Origin of the sequence: Pseudomonas sp. NFX1 (assembly GCF_051123555.1) — a bacterium.
Classification (GTDB): Bacteria; Pseudomonadota; Gammaproteobacteria; order Pseudomonadales; family Pseudomonadaceae; genus Aquipseudomonas; species Aquipseudomonas capeferrum.
Genome location: NZ_CP169366.1, coordinates 2473281 through 2489088, shown reverse-complemented (window position 1 = coordinate 2489088; position 15808 = coordinate 2473281). Strand labels below are relative to the sequence as shown.

The 15808-nt window shown below is 58.9% G+C and carries 20 protein-coding genes and 2 pseudogenes; 16 read left to right on the top strand and 6 right to left on the bottom strand.

Annotation, left to right across the window (positions count from 1 at the left end; genetic code table 11):
- Positions 1 to 28: 28 nt before the first annotated feature.
- The 8 genes from gpJ (at position 29) to DJ563_RS10835 (ending at position 9437) form a co-directional block, all read left to right on the top strand.
- The gene (gene gpJ / locus DJ563_RS10870; protein ID WP_434519487.1) at positions 29 to 5692 is read left to right on the top strand and encodes a TipJ family phage tail tip protein; all 5664 of its coding nucleotides are present in this window, start codon (positions 29 to 31) and stop codon (positions 5690 to 5692) included.
- On the top strand, positions 5692 to 6741 hold the full coding sequence (locus tag DJ563_RS10865; RefSeq protein ID WP_434519486.1) for a hypothetical protein: 1050 nt from the start codon (positions 5692 to 5694) through the stop codon (positions 6739 to 6741). The genes gpJ and DJ563_RS10865 overlap by 1 nt, the downstream gene beginning before the upstream one ends.
- Positions 6742 to 6752: 11 nt before the next feature.
- On the top strand, positions 6753 to 7208 hold the full coding sequence (locus DJ563_RS10860; protein WP_434519485.1) for a hypothetical protein: 456 nt from the start codon (positions 6753 to 6755) through the stop codon (positions 7206 to 7208).
- 58 nt (positions 7209 to 7266) lie between these two features.
- Entirely contained in the window at positions 7267 to 7497 is a 231-nt protein-coding gene (locus DJ563_RS10855) for a hypothetical protein (protein WP_434519484.1), read from the top strand.
- A 55-nt stretch (positions 7498 to 7552) separates the two neighbouring features.
- A complete protein-coding gene (locus tag DJ563_RS10850) occupies positions 7553 to 7999 on the top strand; it encodes a structural protein P5 (protein ID WP_434519483.1) in 447 nt (148 codons plus the stop codon).
- The gene (locus DJ563_RS10845) at positions 7996 to 8487 is read left to right on the top strand and encodes a DUF2514 domain-containing protein (RefSeq protein WP_186654708.1); all 492 of its coding nucleotides are present in this window, start codon (positions 7996 to 7998) and stop codon (positions 8485 to 8487) included. The genes DJ563_RS10850 and DJ563_RS10845 overlap by 4 nt, the downstream gene beginning before the upstream one ends.
- 117 nt (positions 8488 to 8604) lie before the next feature.
- A complete protein-coding gene (locus tag DJ563_RS10840; RefSeq protein ID WP_186654706.1) occupies positions 8605 to 8889 on the top strand; it encodes a DUF6555 family protein in 285 nt (94 codons plus the stop codon).
- A 134-nt stretch (positions 8890 to 9023) separates the two neighbouring features.
- A complete protein-coding gene (locus DJ563_RS10835) occupies positions 9024 to 9437 on the top strand; it encodes a response regulator (RefSeq protein ID WP_186654704.1) in 414 nt (137 codons plus the stop codon).
- Between the two features lie 263 nt (positions 9438 to 9700).
- On the opposite strand, the gene DJ563_RS10830 is transcribed toward DJ563_RS10835, so the two are convergent.
- From DJ563_RS10830 to DJ563_RS10820, 3 genes are all read right to left on the bottom strand, one after another.
- Complete coding sequence (locus tag DJ563_RS10830) at positions 9701 to 10144, bottom strand: DUF421 domain-containing protein (RefSeq protein ID WP_186654692.1); 444 nt, start codon at positions 10142 to 10144, stop codon at positions 9701 to 9703.
- Positions 10145 to 10153: 9 nt separating this feature from the next.
- The gene (locus tag DJ563_RS10825) at positions 10154 to 10606 is read right to left on the bottom strand and encodes a hypothetical protein (RefSeq protein ID WP_186655241.1); all 453 of its coding nucleotides are present in this window, start codon (positions 10604 to 10606) and stop codon (positions 10154 to 10156) included.
- A gap of 65 nt (positions 10607 to 10671) precedes the next feature.
- The gene (locus DJ563_RS10820) at positions 10672 to 11175 is read right to left on the bottom strand and encodes a CinA family protein (protein ID WP_258714915.1); all 504 of its coding nucleotides are present in this window, start codon (positions 11173 to 11175) and stop codon (positions 10672 to 10674) included.
- A gap of 180 nt (positions 11176 to 11355) precedes the next feature.
- On the opposite strand from DJ563_RS10820, the gene DJ563_RS10815 reads away from it, so the two are divergent.
- From DJ563_RS10815 to DJ563_RS10800, 4 genes are all read left to right on the top strand, one after another.
- Positions 11356 to 11589 (top strand): PLDc N-terminal domain-containing protein, encoded by a 234-nt coding sequence (locus DJ563_RS10815; RefSeq protein ID WP_064492737.1) that lies wholly within the window; start codon positions 11356 to 11358, stop codon positions 11587 to 11589.
- 91 nt (positions 11590 to 11680) lie between these two features.
- Positions 11681 to 11905 (top strand): hypothetical protein, encoded by a 225-nt coding sequence (locus tag DJ563_RS10810; protein WP_186661293.1) that lies wholly within the window; start codon positions 11681 to 11683, stop codon positions 11903 to 11905.
- A 73-nt stretch (positions 11906 to 11978) separates the two neighbouring features.
- Positions 11979 to 12272, top strand: a complete 294-nt coding sequence (locus DJ563_RS10805; RefSeq protein WP_434519482.1) for a hypothetical protein — start codon at positions 11979 to 11981, stop codon at positions 12270 to 12272.
- Positions 12269 to 12571, top strand: a complete 303-nt coding sequence (locus DJ563_RS10800) for a hypothetical protein (RefSeq protein ID WP_434519481.1) — start codon at positions 12269 to 12271, stop codon at positions 12569 to 12571. Before DJ563_RS10805 ends, DJ563_RS10800 begins: the two co-directional genes overlap by 4 nt.
- A 510-nt stretch (positions 12572 to 13081) precedes the next feature.
- On the opposite strand, the gene DJ563_RS10795 is transcribed toward DJ563_RS10800, so the two are convergent.
- Entirely contained in the window at positions 13082 to 13264 is a 183-nt protein-coding gene (locus tag DJ563_RS10795; protein ID WP_434519480.1) for a hypothetical protein, read from the bottom strand.
- A gap of 479 nt (positions 13265 to 13743) precedes the next feature.
- Between DJ563_RS10795 and DJ563_RS10790 the strand changes: the two genes are divergently transcribed.
- Together DJ563_RS10790 and DJ563_RS10785 are read left to right on the top strand one after the other, a co-directional pair.
- On the top strand, positions 13744 to 14049 hold the full coding sequence (locus tag DJ563_RS10790) for a hypothetical protein (protein ID WP_405124557.1): 306 nt from the start codon (positions 13744 to 13746) through the stop codon (positions 14047 to 14049).
- 26 nt (positions 14050 to 14075) lie between these two features.
- A complete protein-coding gene (locus DJ563_RS10785) occupies positions 14076 to 14291 on the top strand; it encodes a hypothetical protein (protein ID WP_086975761.1) in 216 nt (71 codons plus the stop codon).
- On the opposite strand, the gene DJ563_RS10780 is transcribed toward DJ563_RS10785, so the two are convergent.
- Positions 14283 to 14642: a hypothetical protein gene (locus DJ563_RS10780; protein WP_434519479.1), complete on the bottom strand. Its 360-nt coding sequence runs from the start codon at positions 14640 to 14642 to the stop codon at positions 14283 to 14285. The genes DJ563_RS10785 and DJ563_RS10780 overlap by 9 nt on opposite strands.
- A gap of 60 nt (positions 14643 to 14702) precedes the next feature.
- On the opposite strand from DJ563_RS10780, the pseudogene DJ563_RS10775 reads away from it, so the two are divergent.
- Both DJ563_RS10775 and DJ563_RS10770 read left to right on the top strand, forming a co-directional pair.
- A pseudogene (locus DJ563_RS10775) lies at positions 14703 to 15082 on the top strand (IS66 family transposase); the annotation flags it as partial.
- Between the two features lie 120 nt (positions 15083 to 15202).
- Positions 15203 to 15334, top strand: a pseudogene (locus DJ563_RS10770) (transposase); the annotation flags it as partial.
- Between the two features lie 48 nt (positions 15335 to 15382).
- On the opposite strand, the gene DJ563_RS10765 reads toward DJ563_RS10770, so the two are convergent.
- On the bottom strand, positions 15383 to 15736 hold the full coding sequence (locus tag DJ563_RS10765; protein WP_172229079.1) for a hypothetical protein: 354 nt from the start codon (positions 15734 to 15736) through the stop codon (positions 15383 to 15385).
- Positions 15737 to 15808: the final 72 nt, after the last annotated feature.

The window sequence follows — 15808 nt, the reverse complement described above, 5'->3', positions numbered from 1 at the left end:
GGCGGTTTTTTTATGCCTGGAGGAAAGTATGGGCTCAGCAGCTCACTTCGATATCACCGGCGCGAAGGGTGGTGAGAGCAAGCCAAAATCGCCCGTCGAGGCACCGGATAGTTTGCAGTCGACCAACATTGCCAAGCTTCTGCTGGCCGTGGGTGAAGGTGAATTCGACGGTACTCCAACCGACCGTGATATCTACTTGGACAACACGCCAATCATGGATGCCAGCGGCAACGTGAATTTCCCAGGCGTGAAGTGGGAGTGGCGCCGCGGCACGATTGAGCAGGACTACATTCAAGGCATTCCGGCAGTCGAGAACGAGACCACCGTCGGTGTCGAGTTGCGCAGCGATAACCCGTTCAGTCGTGCCCTTAGCGACACCAAGCTTTCCGCTGTGCGTGTCCGGATGTCGTGGCCGCGCCTTGTCAGCCAAGATGAAAACGGCAACACCAACGGGTACCGCATTGAGTACGCCATCGACATTGCCACCGATGGCGGCGCCTACGTCGAGGCCCACCTTGGCGCGGCGGATGGCAAGACTACCAACGGTTACCAGCGGTCCGTGCGTATCAACCTGCCCAAGGCCACTTCTGGTTGGATGCTTCGCGTCCGCCGTATCACGCCGAACGCCAACAAAGGCACCATTGCTGACACGATGACCATCGCGGGCTACACGGAAATCATCGACGAGAAGTTGCGCTATCCGAACACCGCGCTGCTGTACATAGAGTTCGACGCCCAGCAGTTCCAGAACATTCCAGCGGTCACCGTGAAGTGCAAGGCCAAGCGTTGGCCGGTGCCGACTAACTATGACCCAGTGACTCGCACCTACACCGGTGTGTGGGACGGTACCTTCAAGCAGGCCTGGACCAACAACCCGGCATTCGTGACTTATGGCTTGTGCGTCGAGGACCGTTTCGGCCTGGGCAAGCGTATCAAGTCTTGGATGGTCGACAAGTGGGAGATGTACCGCATCGCCCAGTACTGCGACCAGCAGGTACCGAACGGGCAGGGCGGCCAAGAGCCGCGATTCCTTTGCGACATGAACCTGCAGGGCCGTGCTGAGGCCTGGACGCTGCTGCGCGATCTGTCGGCCATCTATCGAGGCATGGTGTATTGGGCGCATGGTTCGCTGTTCATGCAGGCGGACATGCCGCGCGCCCAGGACATTGACTATGTCTTCACCCGGGCAAACGTCATCGACGGTGACTTCGTATATGGCGGCGCCGAGCGCAACACTCACTACAGCCGCGCCCTGGTCAGCTACGACAACCCGGCGAACAACTACGACACCGACGTGATTCCGGTGACTGACCTGGCGCTGCAACGCCGGTACCGGGACCGTCCGGTAGAAATCTCGGCCATTGGCTGCACCCGCGCGTCCGAGGCCCAGCGCCGTGGCAAGTGGGCGCTGCTGAGCAACAGCCAGGACCGCACCGTCACCTTCAAAACCGGTATGGAAGGCCGTATTCCGCTGCCTGGCTATGTAATCCCTGTGGCTGACGAGCTGGTGGCAGGACGCCCGAATGGTGGCCGGATCTCGTCCGCCGCCGGCCGTGTGGTCACTTTGGACCGTGACACGCCGATCAAGGCTGGTGACCGGCTGATCCTGAACCTGCCGAACGGTAGCGCCCAGGCGCGCACTGTCCAGTCGGTTTCTGGACGCGCAGTGACTGTGACCACCGCCTATGGCGTGCAGCCGGAGCCAGAGCTTCAGTGGGCGATTGATTACGACGATTTGGCGGTCCAGCTGTTCCGGGTGCTGAAGACTACGCGCACCCAGGAAGGCGACTACGAAATCACCGCTCTCGAATTCAACCCGAGCAAGTTCGCGGCGATCGACACCGGCGCGAAACTGGACGAGCGCCCGATCAGTGTCATTCCGGTGACCACTGTCCTGCCGCCGGCCAGCGTGACCCTGACCTCTGCCTACGCGGTAGATCAAGGTATCGGCGTGAACACCATGACCATTTCCTGGCCCGCAGTGCAGGGCGCGGTCGCCTATGACGTGGAGTGGCGCAAGGACAACGGCAACTGGGTTCGCGTGCAGCGCACCGGTGCGGCGTCTGTAGATGTGGTGGGCATCTATGCGGGTGCCTACCTGGCCCGCGTGCGGGCGGTCAGCTCGTTCGATATCACGTCGATCTGGCGCGACTCGACGCTTACCCAATTGAAGGGTAAGGAAGGTCTGCCACCTGCCGTGGCGTTCCTCAATACCTCGGCATTGGTCTACGCCATTGGCCTGGCTTGGGGTTTCCCGGCTGGCGCCGAAGACACCCAGCGGACCGAAATCTGGTACAGCAAGACCAACTCCCGCGAGGGCGCGACCAAGCTGGGCGATTTCGCTTACCCGCAGAAGGACCACACCCTGCAGCTTGGCGCGGCGGGCCTGCAGTTCTTCTTCTGGGCGCGCCTGGTCGATCGTTCTGGCAACGTCGGCCCGTGGTATCCGACAGGTGCCGGCGTGAGCGGGGCATCCAGCAGTAACCAGGCCGAATATGAGGAGTACTTTAAGGACAAGATCACCAATGGCGCGCTTTACCCTGCGCTGCGTGAAGAGATCTCGCTGATCTCTGGTCCGCCCACTCAGGCCGGTTCGGTTGCTCAGCGCCTTGCTGCTGAGGCAACAGCTCGCGGACAAGCAATCGCGGCCGAGGCCACCGCCCGGGGCCAGGCCATTGCCGCAGAGACGGCAGCTCGAACCCAGGCCATCGCGGCTGAGGTCGTGGACCGCAACAAGGCGATTGCCGTAGAAACCCAAGCGCGCACTAAGGCGATCGGCGACGAAGCCACAGCCCGTGCACAGGGCCTGCTGTCTGAAGCCCAGGCTCGCGGTGCGGCGATCACGAGTGAGGCGCAGACTCGGCAGTCGGCCGACAACGCATTGGGCCAGCGTATCGATACAGTTACCGCATCGACTGGCAACAACGCCTCGGCCATTCAGACCGAGATCACTGCTCGTACCAATGCGGACAATGCGCTCGGCCAACGCATCGACACCGTGGCGGCCAGCACTGCGTCGAACTCGGCCGCGATCGGCAACGAGACCACGGCACGTACCAATGCTGACTCGGCCCTGGCTTCGCAGATCGCCACGCTGCGCGCCGAATCCGGAGGGTTTGACTCGACGTTGAACTACGGTTTTGCCTCCACCACTGAGGGCTGGTCTGGTACTCGCTGCACGCTGGTGGTTGAAAACGGCCGCTTGATCGTCACGAACGACGGCGCTGGCGCATACCTCAACGCTCCGGTTGTCTCGATCAAAGGGCGGGATCACGATCGTATCCGTTGCCGGATCACCCGACGCGCGGGTAGCGGCTGGACTGGCCAGGTGTCCTACGCCACGGTCGGGCACGGCTCGTCGACCGCGTACAACAAGATCATTCCGAACCCTGGTCTGGCTGTCGGGCAGACCATGGTGCTCGAGTGGGACATGTCGCAGCTCACCAATGGTGGCAGCGACTGGTCGGACAGCACGATCACCCGGTTCTACCTGTGGATCAGCGGCACCGCAGGGGATGTTTTCGAGATCGACTGGATTGCCGTCGGCCAGATCGCGCCGTCGGCCTCGGTGGCTTCGGTCGTGGATGAGCGTACCGCGCGGATCAGTGGCGATGAGGCGAACGCCTCGGCTGTCACCGCGCTGGGCAGCAGCCTGACCACTACCAACCAGAACGTCACCGCCGCCCAGCAGGCCGCCCAGGACGCGGCCGCGCTGGCGGGTGGCAAAGGCAAGGTGCTGGTGCAGGCGACTGCCCCGGTCGCTTCCGACCGTCTTCCGCAGAACCTCTGGATCGATACCACCGGCAACGCCAATACCCCGAAACGGTGGAACGGGACCGCCTGGGTGGCTGTGACGGACAAGGTGGCCACGGACGCCGCCGCGGCTGCACAGTCAGCACTGTCGCAGCTGGCCGGGAAGGCCGACGCTTCGGCACTGCAGGCGCTCAGCACGACCGTCAGCAACCACGGCAATACGCTGTCGAGCCAGGGCAGCAGCATCACCGAGCTCAATAACAGCCTGCAGACCACCAACGGTAACGTTGCCACGGCTCAGCAGGCGGCGCAGGCAGCGGCCAGTCTGGCCGGTAGCAAGGGCAAGGTGCTGTATCAGTCGGCGGCGCCGGCGCTGGCTGATCGCCAGGCCGAGAACCTGTGGATCGATACCACCGGTGCAGCCAACACGCCCAAGCGCTGGAATGGCAGTACCTGGGTGGCCGTCACCGATAAGGTGGCGACTGATGCCGCTGCAGCTGCGGCGAGTGCATTGGCCCAGGTAGCGAGCAAGGCCGATGCTTCTGCGCTGCAAGCGCTGGAGTCTACCGTGACCAATCAGGGTTCCAACCTGATCAGTCAAAGCGTCGCGCTAACCCAACTAAAGGCCTCCATCGGGCAGCAAACTGACAATCTGCTGTTGCGTGGTAGCTTCGAAGACGGTGTGACCGATCCATGGACGGCGGCCCCGACGATTGCTGGTGTGACTGGCCATGCCTCGGCGGGTAAGGCGATTTCCTTTACGGCGAACAGCTTCTGCGGCATCACTGCCAACGTGCTGACCACCGGTGGCGAGCAGTTCGACCTCTCTGCCGACATCTATCGGGGGTACATGACTGCCGGGCAGACCGGCAACTTCCAGATGCAGTTCTTCGACAAGGCGGGGGCGTCTATCGGGTACTACAACGCCTTCACGTTCTCGGCCGGTGGCGGTTTCCAGAGCTTTTCTGGTCGCATTACCGCCCCGGTCACCGCGGTATCAGCGCGTTTCCTGACTCGGATTCAGCCAGCTGACGGTACGGGCCGGGCACTCTGGTGCAACATGGTGGCCCGCAGAGTAACGGCTGCCGACGCTGCCAACGCAAGTGCGATCAGCAGCCTCAGCAGCACCGTTACTCAGCAGGGCGCGGCGTTGACCAGCCAGGGACAATCCCTGCTCAGCCTGACCAACCGAGTCACTGGTGCCGAAGGCGTGAACAGCGCCCAGGCATCGGCCATCAGCCAGATGGATACCACGGTGAAGCAGCAGGGTACGGCGCTCACGGCTCAGGCCACCCGCCTGGACGGGCTCTATGTCCAGGTGAATCCCGAGCTTGAGGGCGATGCATCCGGCCTAGCTGGCGCAACGGGCAGCCTAGTCGGTGTCTGGACAGAGCAGTCCGCTCGCGTTGAGGGTGATATCGCTCAGGGCAGGCGCGTCGATACGGTGCAGGCCCAAGTAGGCCAAACCAATGCGTCAGTGCAGCAGGTCAGTGAGGTCCTTGCAGGAGTTGACGGCAAGGTGTCGGCTCAGACCACGCTGAAGGTCGAGACGAACCAGGACGGCCGCAAGGTCGTCTCGGGCATCGCGATCGGCAGCAACGGGGAGGAGGGCGAGATCCTGCTGATGGCTCAGCGGCTGGCGATCATCGATGGCGTGAACGGTCAGACGATCCTGCCTTTCGTGGTGCAGAACGGGCAAGTGTTCATCAATCAGGCGGTGATCAACAAGGCATTCATCCAGGAGATTGTCGCTGGGATGAGCATTCGCTCTTCGGCATTGAACGCCCAAGGGTTGCCGCTGCTGGAGATCAACTTCGCCGCCGGGACGTTCACGCTGCGCGGCCAAGATGCAGCTGGTTCAACGCTGCTGAATAACGGCGGCCTGTATGTGTATGACGTGAATGGGATCGAGCGTGTGGCAGTGGGGAGGTTGACCTGATGGCGACGATCTATGGGCTGCGGACCAAGGATGCGTCCGCAAGGATTACTCTCGATACCGGCACCACGCCGATCCGGTCGCTGAAAATGCTGCAGGTGACATGCAATGGCGGCTTCGAGCAAACCTTTTCGATTCCGGAGATCAAGAGTGATTCTTTCGTGGTGGTGGATCGGTTGGCACCAGTGACCGATCCCACCACCAATTGGTCACCCCAGGCCTGGTATTCAGCTGGCCAGCTAACCATTCGACGCGGCTTCAATGAGACCTGGCAGGTGCTGGTGCTATCCAGTGGTGGTGCGCCATTCTCAGCGTCGGGTGAGTACGGCATTCGCTCGGTGACTAACAGCTTTCAATCACAGATTGATTCGGTCAACCGAGTCCTGAATGTGATGTACCAGGGGTCGTTTACTTTTCCTGCCTGGAGGGACGATCAGCCGTACTTGAATGGGTTTAACTTCCCAGCGCCGATCACGAGCGTTGAGCGCCCCCTGGTGTTCTTCAATGGCCCCGGGCATTTGCTGCTGCAGAATTTCTATGTGCAGGGAACGCCTGGAAATTGGACCGGGTGGCGAGTGGCGAAGTACGCGCATCCTGATCTAGGCCCCGTGTGGATGGAGGCCATGAAGGTAGATTGGTTTGTAGCAAGTTACTCCGCAAGCCCTGTGCCTGCGGGTTCCTACGGCGCAACGGTGAGTGACTCAGCGAATGTGAGGATCTTCACGTCAACCAATAACATTGTTCAGCTGAATAATCAGCCGGCAAGCAATTCCTTTGTTGTCGCTGGCACCCCGATTGTCAACGTGGGCTACTACGCCACAAGTTGCCAGATGCCTTGGACAAACAATGCGTCAGACTATTTTTTAGGCAATGCCTTATTGACACCGACCTATGTTCCTGGCGCAGGCACAGCTTGGCCCTGGCGAGCAACAATTGGAGGTTTCTTAAACGGTCGCCGGGATGTGCTGCAGGCATATACGGAAAACAATGACGGCATCAATCCTGTTGATCCAAACGGTCGAACGCTCTTCGCAGCACGACCCAATCTTTAGCAAGGACTCACATGGCCAAACAAGCAATCAACCTCGGTACCGCGCCAACCGGCGCCGGTGGCGATGACCGCCGCAGTGCCTGGCTCAAAGCCAATGCGAATTTCGACGAGCTTTATCAGTTTGTCGATGGGTTTCAAAGTGGAGCGAATGCCAACGGCTCCTACGTCAAATATCCAGATGGCACGATGGTGGTCACAGGTTTCGTCACGCTTCCGGCTCAAGCCCTGAGCATTGGCGTATCAAACACCAGGCCCTTTGCCGCGCCATTCGTTACGCCGCCTACCGTGGTGTATTCCTGCGATGGCGCCTCCGGTACCGGCGCGCAGAACGACGTCGGTTTGGTGAGCATGAACGGTACGTACACAAACGTCACCGCCAGTCAGTTCACGCTCAACTCCTACTCCTATCGCAGTGCAACGGCCAATGCCACGCGCTGGTCTTTCACCGCAACGGGGCGGTGGAAGTAACTGACCCAAACCTCAATACACCTGCTTCGGCGGGTATTTTTTTGCCTGGAGAAACCCCATGCCTTACATCGCCATCAACCTCAGCAACGCCTACGACGCTGAGAACAACACCCGCTTTGCCACTGCCGAGGAAGCCGACGCCCGCGCTCGCGCGATCCTGAACCAGTTCCCGACCGCGCAGGTGTTCACAGCCCAGGTGCTGAAGGAGTACAGCGCCAAGGTTTCGATCACCGCGAAAGAGCCGGCCGAGCCCGAGACCGCCCCGGCGCCTGAAGAGCCCGCCGCCTAATCCCCTACAACATCCCAAGCCCGCCCAGTGCGGGTTTTTTGTGCCTGGAGAAAACATGGCCACACCACGCGGAGTCCGCAACAAGAACCCCGGCAACATCGATTACAACCCTCGCAACGCCTGGCAGGGCCAGCTCGGGTTGGAAGAGGGAGTCGCCAAGCCGCGCTTCGCCCGATTTGACCATCCCGAGAACGGCATTCGCGCCCTGGGCAAGCTGCTGATCAACTACCGCGGCAAGGACGGGATGCCGGGAGTAGGCGGGAAGGGGATCGACACTGTGCTCGAAACCGTCAACCGTTGGGCACCGAGCAACGAGAACGACACCCGGGCCTACGCCGCTGCCGTGGCCAAGCGCCTTGGCGTTCGGGCCACGGACCCGATCGACATCAAAGACCCGACCACGCTGCGCGAGATGGTGCTAGGCATCATCATCCACGAGAACGGCGGTAACCCTTACCCGTCGATGATCATTGATGAGGGTATTCGGCGGGCTCTGTCATGAGTGCTTGGCCTGCTACGGCTGCCATTGTGCTTGTGCTTCTGGCGTCCCACTGGGGCGCGTACCAGCACGGCATATCGGTAGAGCGGGCGAAGGGCGCTCAGGTATCAGCGCAACGGGACAGTGGCGACCGCTTGGCCGCGGTAATCGGCGAACGATCCGCACGCCAGGAAGAACACCGGAGCGCAGACGCGCAGCAAGAGGCGAGGGTAAAAGCGCATGAAGAAAGAACGATTGCTGATGCTGGCGCTGCTGGCGCCGATGCTGCTGGCCAGCGGCTGCGCGACGAAGGTGCCAAGCTCGCTGCCACCGTCAGTTGCCCCGGCACGGATACCGCCGCTATCGCCCGAGGCCAGGCAGCCACCCGCGCCGCCATGGTGCTCTCCGACCTGTTCGCACGGGCTGATGCTCGAGCGGGAGAATTGGCGAAAGCTTATGACCGAGCCCAAATAGCTGGCCAGCAGTGCGAGCGAGAGCACGACTCGCTGTAAAGGCATCGACCGCCATCTTAGCTGTTGAGCGGAGGAGCGTGACCGTACGGTCAAAAAAACGGAATTTTTTACCCACTGTGTAGCTCCATTGACGGTGATTCTATGGAGGAGAGTCCAATGGCAGAACATAAACTTTACGTGATTGAGTATGAACTTCACGGTGATTACCGAACTTTCATCATCCGGCAGGAACGAATGGACAACGTTGAGGCTTGGCATTGGGCGAGCTGCGATGCTGGGGTGGGCATCATTCCCAGGTTCGGTCAGCACAAGATCAAGAAGGTCAGTCGCCCAATGGCTGAGCGCTATGGCATCTCCAAAGTGCGGTGGCGCCCTACAGGGCAGGGCCCTGAATTTGTGGCGCCTGCAGTTGATATGAAGAAGTTTTCCGCCTCTCCTTAAAGTGCGTAGTCGGCACGTGGTTTGCCAGGGCGACATCTGCCCTGGCGTCCACAATTTGATGTGGCCTAATGCCGCCATCGACTCATTGTTCTGAAGCTGAAACACTCATGGCCTGATCGTGGCTGGAGAGTCTGATGAAACTCGACATGGATCGTCCGTCTTTGTCAGGAATGACTGTAGTAGTTGTCGAGGATGATGAGACTCTTCGAACAGTGCTGGTAGCAATCCTGGCTGAGATGGGGGCCACCTGTGTTGCATTCGGCAACGCCGAAGACGCCCTGATTCGACTTCTTGAATCAAAGGGTGCCTGCTCCTTGATGATCGTCGACCATGGTGTGCCCGGCTGCATCAAGGGCATGGAGTTTATCTCCATGGTTCATGAAAAATGGCCAGGGCTGCCGGCCATCCTGACTTCCGGTTTTCAACTTGATACGTCAACAGTCGCTCCCCCTTTCAGCTACCTTTTCAAGCCTTGGTCGATCGACGAGCTTGTTGCCACTATTGGCCGGACGCTAGCGTCAGCGACCTATGTTCATTCGGCCGACTAAGCTGCATCAGGATCTCAAATCCCACTATCGCGGAAGGCCGTTTCTCTGCCGGCCGTTCGAGGATGTTCGAGTGAAGATGGCTTCCGCTCGCTCTCGCCTCCCATTGCCTGATATTCCTAGTGCGAGCGCCGGTACCGTTACCAGGTCTCGTTGTATTGATATCCCGACCGAACACTTCCATGGTTTCGAGATGGTGCTGGTGGAGGGGATCACAGCCTGTCCCCGCTGTCTGACGAAATATCTGCTACGGCCGAAAGCTGATGTCAGTTCTGGGGGATAATCGAGATCTTGCCGTTTCGCTCGACGATAGCAAATTTGATTTGCTCGACGGTCTCGATGCCTTGGCTGTCGCGTGCAGATTCGAGGATATCGTCCTCGGTCAGCCGTGCCCGGCGCATGCGTTGGTGAAGAAAGCGTCCGTGTTCCACCACCAGCGTTGCATGGCCGTCGAGCAGACGTGCCAAAGGTCTGGAATTCAACTTGGCCAACGACAGACCAACATCCAGCACTATCAGCGTGGCAATCACCAGAACAGCGTTGGTAAAGGAAAAGTCTTCACCCAACAAAGCCTGCTGAGTCGCTTCGCCAATGATCAATAACAGCACGAAGTCGAACGTGGTCAGGTCGGCCAACGAGCGCCTGCCAGCCACACGAAACAGCAACATCAGGACAACGTACATGCCTGCCGCACGAAGGATGGAGTCCATGTCACGCTCCTAGGGGTACAGGAAGGTAGTGAAATGTACCGCGCTGCTCGGGCCTGCCCTGACACTGCCTTCAAGGGTGCCGACATAGTCGCTGCGCAGCGTCAGGTAGAGGGTGGCCACACCGTCTTCGCTGGTGCCAAGTTCCAGCAGCAGTGCCTCGCCATGAGATCGCGACACCTGCGGCTCTGGCTGCAGGGTCTCGATACTGGCCTCCTGCAGCAAGGTTCCGCCCAGCAGCAGTATGACCGGCTTCCCGGGGGCGCCGCGAACTGTGATTCGCATGTTATCGGTACTGCCTGTACGGCTGAGCCGCTGATACTCGACCCTTACACGGCCGTCGCTACTCACGGCCTGGGCGTCACTGAGCGGACCATTGCCAAACAATCCGGCCAGGGCAAGCAACACGATCAGCACCAGCGTGTACCATCCAACCCGCTCGAAGCGCCATACACGGCGCTGCATGGGCATGTCTTCCTCGACCGGGTGGTGCCTTGAGATCAGCTCGTCTTCGCGCACGGCCTTAGCCCTCAGGCGCGCTCTCCGCGCAGCCAGCGTTGGTGGTAGTGCACCAGGTGTGACAACCCGAACAATGCTCCCTGGCGGATGGTGTCTGCGCGGTCACCAAAGAAACGCTGCGTCCGGGTGAAAACGGCAAGCGGTTCGCCGGCGAATGCCCAGGCAAAGCAGACAGTGCCCGGTGCAATGCCGTCTTGCGGCTCTGGCCCTGCGACACCGGTGCTGGCGATGGCAACCGTGGCGTCGCTGTCCTTCAACGCACCCAATGCCATTTCCCAGGCCACTGCCTCGCTGGTGAGCCCGTAGCGTTCAATGGTTTGTTGGCTAACGCCTAGGAGCCTTCTTTTGGCGCTGGGCGAATAAACGACGTAACCGCTTTCAAGTACTTCGCCGGTACCCGGTACTGCCGCCAGCAATGAGACCATGGCGCCAGCTGTGCATGATTCGGCAGTGGTCAGGACCAGATTGTGGGTCCTTAGGTAGTCAAGCGCCTCGAATACTGGATCTTTAGACATAGTGGGCCATCCGAGTGCTGTTTTGCGATGGACGTGTGGCGGGCAAAGTTGGTTCAGTGTGCGTGGCGTCCATTCATCTACGCCGGATAAAGCTGCCTGAACTTTGAACGGCACGCAGGCTTCCCTTTTATACGAGGCCATGGTTTTCGTGGCCTGTCATTTGGAATAGGAGAGGCGGTCATGACCGAGCCTGTGACGTATTTCTGGATCGCCGTGGCGGTGATCATTCTACTTGTCGATCTGTGGGCCATTGTCAGTGTCTTTCGCAGCGACAAAGCCGATGCGACCAAAGCGCTGTGGGCGCTGTTACTACTGGCACTGCCCATCGTCGGCCTGGCTATCTGGGGCATCATGGGGCCGCGTGGCATCAAGCGCGGGACGGGACCGTCATCCCCCGAACATAGTAAGGGGTGAAGCCAAACAGACGGCTACGCAATGCGTTGTGTCTCAGCCAAATTTCACGAAAGAGGCTAATATTCGCAGGGAAACTAGCCTGGGCATGGTAATGGACAAGCGTACTTTCGTAGGAATGGTTGAGGCCGGCGAGCCGCTGATCCAGCAGGCAGTGGACGCATTCCGTGCCTACCACAAGGCTCAGGATTCTAGCGCTCCACCAGAGGAGGTTGAGCGTCTCCGCCTGCTGGCTGAATCTCTGTTCCAGGCGGTGTCCGACTACCAGCTTCGGGTCATAGCCAAGGCTCGTGGAAAGGATCTACCACCATTGCACTGACCCGCTGATCGGCAATTCCCCGTACCAGGTTTCGCCTATAGGATACTGTGTTTTTGTACAGTATCGGTGCCCTATGTATTTCCTCCTCGTTCGCCGCCGCGTGAATGGCGTGGCTATCCCCACCAGTCAGCTCGGGAAGATCACGCCGCTCCGGGCAGACATCCACATCGGCGACAATCACAGTGAGCCACTGGGCCGGGTCGCGACCCAGGCCTGGGTGTTCAATCCGACCCCTGGGCCTGACGTGATACCCCGTCTTCACGATGCCAGGGTCAACGGCATGGCCCAACTAGGCATGAACATCAACGGCATCGAGGAGATCGACGGCGTGATGTACGCGCAGTCGTGGTGGTGCAGGGCGGAATGATGGCCGGGATACCGCGCGCTTGGCTCGACGAGCTGAACGACCAATGCGCCCTTGCCACCGACCCTGATGGCCGGGCCGCCGTGCTCAGCGAGATGGCCATGGCCGCACACCGGCGCGGGGAAGTGGACGCCGACCAACTGTGCGAGATGCTGGAGTTTGCCGAGGCGGCGCGGCTCTACGGCCTGAACGAGCACGATGACATGTACGCCTGCGGCCTGTTCGGCTACCACGACCCTATGTCGGAATGGGGTATCGAGGTGATCAAGGGGCAGGGCAAGGAGCCGCCTGTCTGTGGGTAGCTATATAAAGGAAGTGAGTCGGTCGGCAGAACGCCGGATGCGGGCCGGAGCCCGTGGGGAGTTTTTCGGGGGATGGTGAAAATTGGTTCTGCACAGTGCGGCACCGTTTGCAGCGAGCGCCCGCTCAATGCCTTGGATTTAAAGGCGTTTCGTACATCCCGCACGCATGGGGTGCAAGGGGTCGAGTGTTCGAATCACTCCGTCCCGACCAATAAACTCCAAAGAATCCAGTCACTTAACGGTGACTGGATTTTTTTATGGCTATGGTTTTTTGCGGTGAATTCATTTTTGCCCCACTTTTTGCCCCACCGTGAAATCTCTTGAGTTTGTTGGCTTGTTATTGGTTCCTCTTAGATTGTCTGACCTTCAGCCAAGTGCTTACTCAGGGTTTCGCGTGAAAATCAGGTGTTACCAGGTGGTGTACGCCTTTCAGGATGCGCCTATCGGCTGCTGACAATGACCGCGTGGCGGTCTGATCAATGCAGTTTTTAGGGCGACAACAAGGCTGGCTTATCCAGTCCGAGTATCCGAGTCCATGTGCCACTGCTTCAGCTCCAGGCCCTGCTGAACAAGCCAGGTTTTGAAGGCGGCGTAGTCCTCGTCGAAATCTGGCTCGTCGTCGGGGTGGCTCCACCAGCCGTCTTTGTCGCGCTCGACTGCCACACGTTGGAGCAGCTTGTTTTCTTCCGGCATGATGTTTCCTTAAGCTGCTGAATTCAGCTTTCTTTGGAAATAAAACAGGGTATTTGATGGTCTAGATGGCAGACGGCCAGCAAGCCTACTTAAACGAGCAGGCTGCGCGCGTTATGAGAAAAAATTAAATGCTTAATGCCGACCAGAAATATCGTGCATATCAGCTCCTAAAGGAGCTTGATAAGACGACTTCGTTGCTCATGAATCGTGTGGCGTACAGCCATGGCGCAAAGCTTTGCTGGAGTGAAGATCTCGAGTCTCAACGCAAAGCCTTTGAGGACTGGATGCATTTTCGCTAGAACTATCAGCGACGATCTGTAAAGATTTTCGGAGAAATTGTACAATAATATTAAGATGTTCAGCTTTTGGCCGATTGTCAGTTTCAGTTCTCAATGTTGCAATTTCCGCTTGTCTGTCAGGATATATTCGTTATTTTTGGTTTCTAGTAAGGAATACAGATCAAATTTAACGGAGGAATTATGAGAACTCGAGGACAAGCGTATTGGGATTGGGCAGACCCGAGTCTTCACCACCGCTCCCATGACGAGATCCTTGACGATGGCACTCAGATTGATGTGCAAGTCAGGTTATCTCGCACAGGCAACACGCAGATGTTCATCGGTGTCTATGCTCAATCAGGTATTGCATTGTACGAACAGGCTTTCGATTCCCGGCCCGGAGAGTCAATGACCAAAGCGCTGGCTTGGGGCGTGGGACGTGCTCGCGTATTCGCTTGTGAGCCATCTTCAACCAAATCTACGTCAGCTTTGGCAAGTGTAAGGTAGCGACAGGACGTTCGGAGGACAGACCAATGTCATCAGCCAACGAAGTGGAAATTCAGCTTGAGCAAGCGTTGCTCTCAGTACTTGCGGCAGCGGACCAGTTGGGGGTGGACCCGGAAGACCTGCGACTCGTAGCCATCGGCGGCATCTTGGGACACGGCTCGTGGAGCTGGGTGGATAATGACCAGGCGCTAGGTACCGTTGCAGTCCTGAATCGTGCTGCGGAGACTTTGGAGTTACATTAGGTGGCGCATAGATTCCATTTCATGGCAGGAGAACAGATGTGCTCCTGCCTGCATTTTCGCTACAGGATAGCGTCCGGCTGTAGAGCGAGACCCTTTACTGCCTCGCGGTAAATGAATTTGATATTGTCCCAAAGGGATCGTCTGGCGCTGAGCATATTCACCCTCGCCATCGCAGATCTCGCACCCCTCTCTTGGCTCGTCCAGTTCGAGGCATTCAGGGCATTCGCGGGTTACCTTCAGCTTGAACTCGCCAAGCAATAGGGCTTCGGCTCCATTCTCGGCGGTGAGCCGCCTGGGCATGATGCAGTACCCTTCAGGAATCAATGCAGCCGGCGCGCTCGATTCCGTCATCGGGCCAAGACCCACGTCCGGCAGCCCAGTAGCCGCCGCATCCCTCTCTGCCTGGCGGTGCCGATCAGCAAAACATTACATGAGTGGATGTTGGCCCAGCGCCACCTAGTGCCGACGGATCAGCCACGGCCAAAGCCCTCAATTACAGCCTGAATCGCTGGGTAGCGCTGACGCGCTACCTGGGCGATGGGGCTGTGCCCATCGACAACAACCAGGTTGAGAACCAGATACGGCCATGGGCGCTCGGACGCTCGAACTGGTTATTTGCCGGGTCGCTACGCAGCGGGAAACGGGCGGCTGCAATCATGAGCCTGATCCAATCGGCGCGAATGAACGGGCACGATCCCTATGCCTATCTCAAAGATGTGCTGACGCGCCTGCCGACGCAGCGAGCCAGTGAAATCGGTCAACTGCTACCCCATCAGTGGCTTCCTGCCTGACCAGCGCAAAATACTTTTTCCAGACGATTACCGCGCTATCGCCATCCACCCGGCGCATCCAGTCATGACACCCGCAGAAGTACGATTCAGGCGTTTCATAGCTTTAGGTGATCGAATGGCGCTGAGCAATACAGGACGGACGTTTCCCATGACTTTATCAGCTCCGTCACTGACGAAGTGATGGAGGAAATTTGGGCGTGGCAACAGCGACCGCTTGAGCCAATGCATCCAGTCATTTTCTTCGATGCGCTGCCGTGGCGCGCTTTCAGACGGCAGACCGGGAGACCGCGCCAAGGGCTGTCAGTGAGCGCTGCCAGGACCCAGGCAAACCTCGATCATTTCCGCAACGTCAAGTAAACGCTCGCGCAAAGCGGGAAGCCAGACCACTGCCACGGACGAGTTCCGCTGTGCCAATTCAAGCACTGCCTGAAGCGCATGCTCTGAATGCCGCATTAATTCAACCAAATGAAGGCCGCTGGGACCATGGTTGCCCGCCAGCCAGTGCTTAGCGGTGCGTTCACTGGCATCGGTCCAATGGCGCAGCGTCTTGATTGCTCGATGTGATGTGCCTAATTCGGTGCATAGGGCAGCGGCTACGGCACTGGCGTAGATTTCTGCATTGATTGGAAATGGATTGCCCATTTTCGCGATCATTTTTCTGTGTCTCCTCTATATATTCGTGTGTGGCGCATCTGACGAAGGCCCGTAGGCGTGGCGCGGTCTACG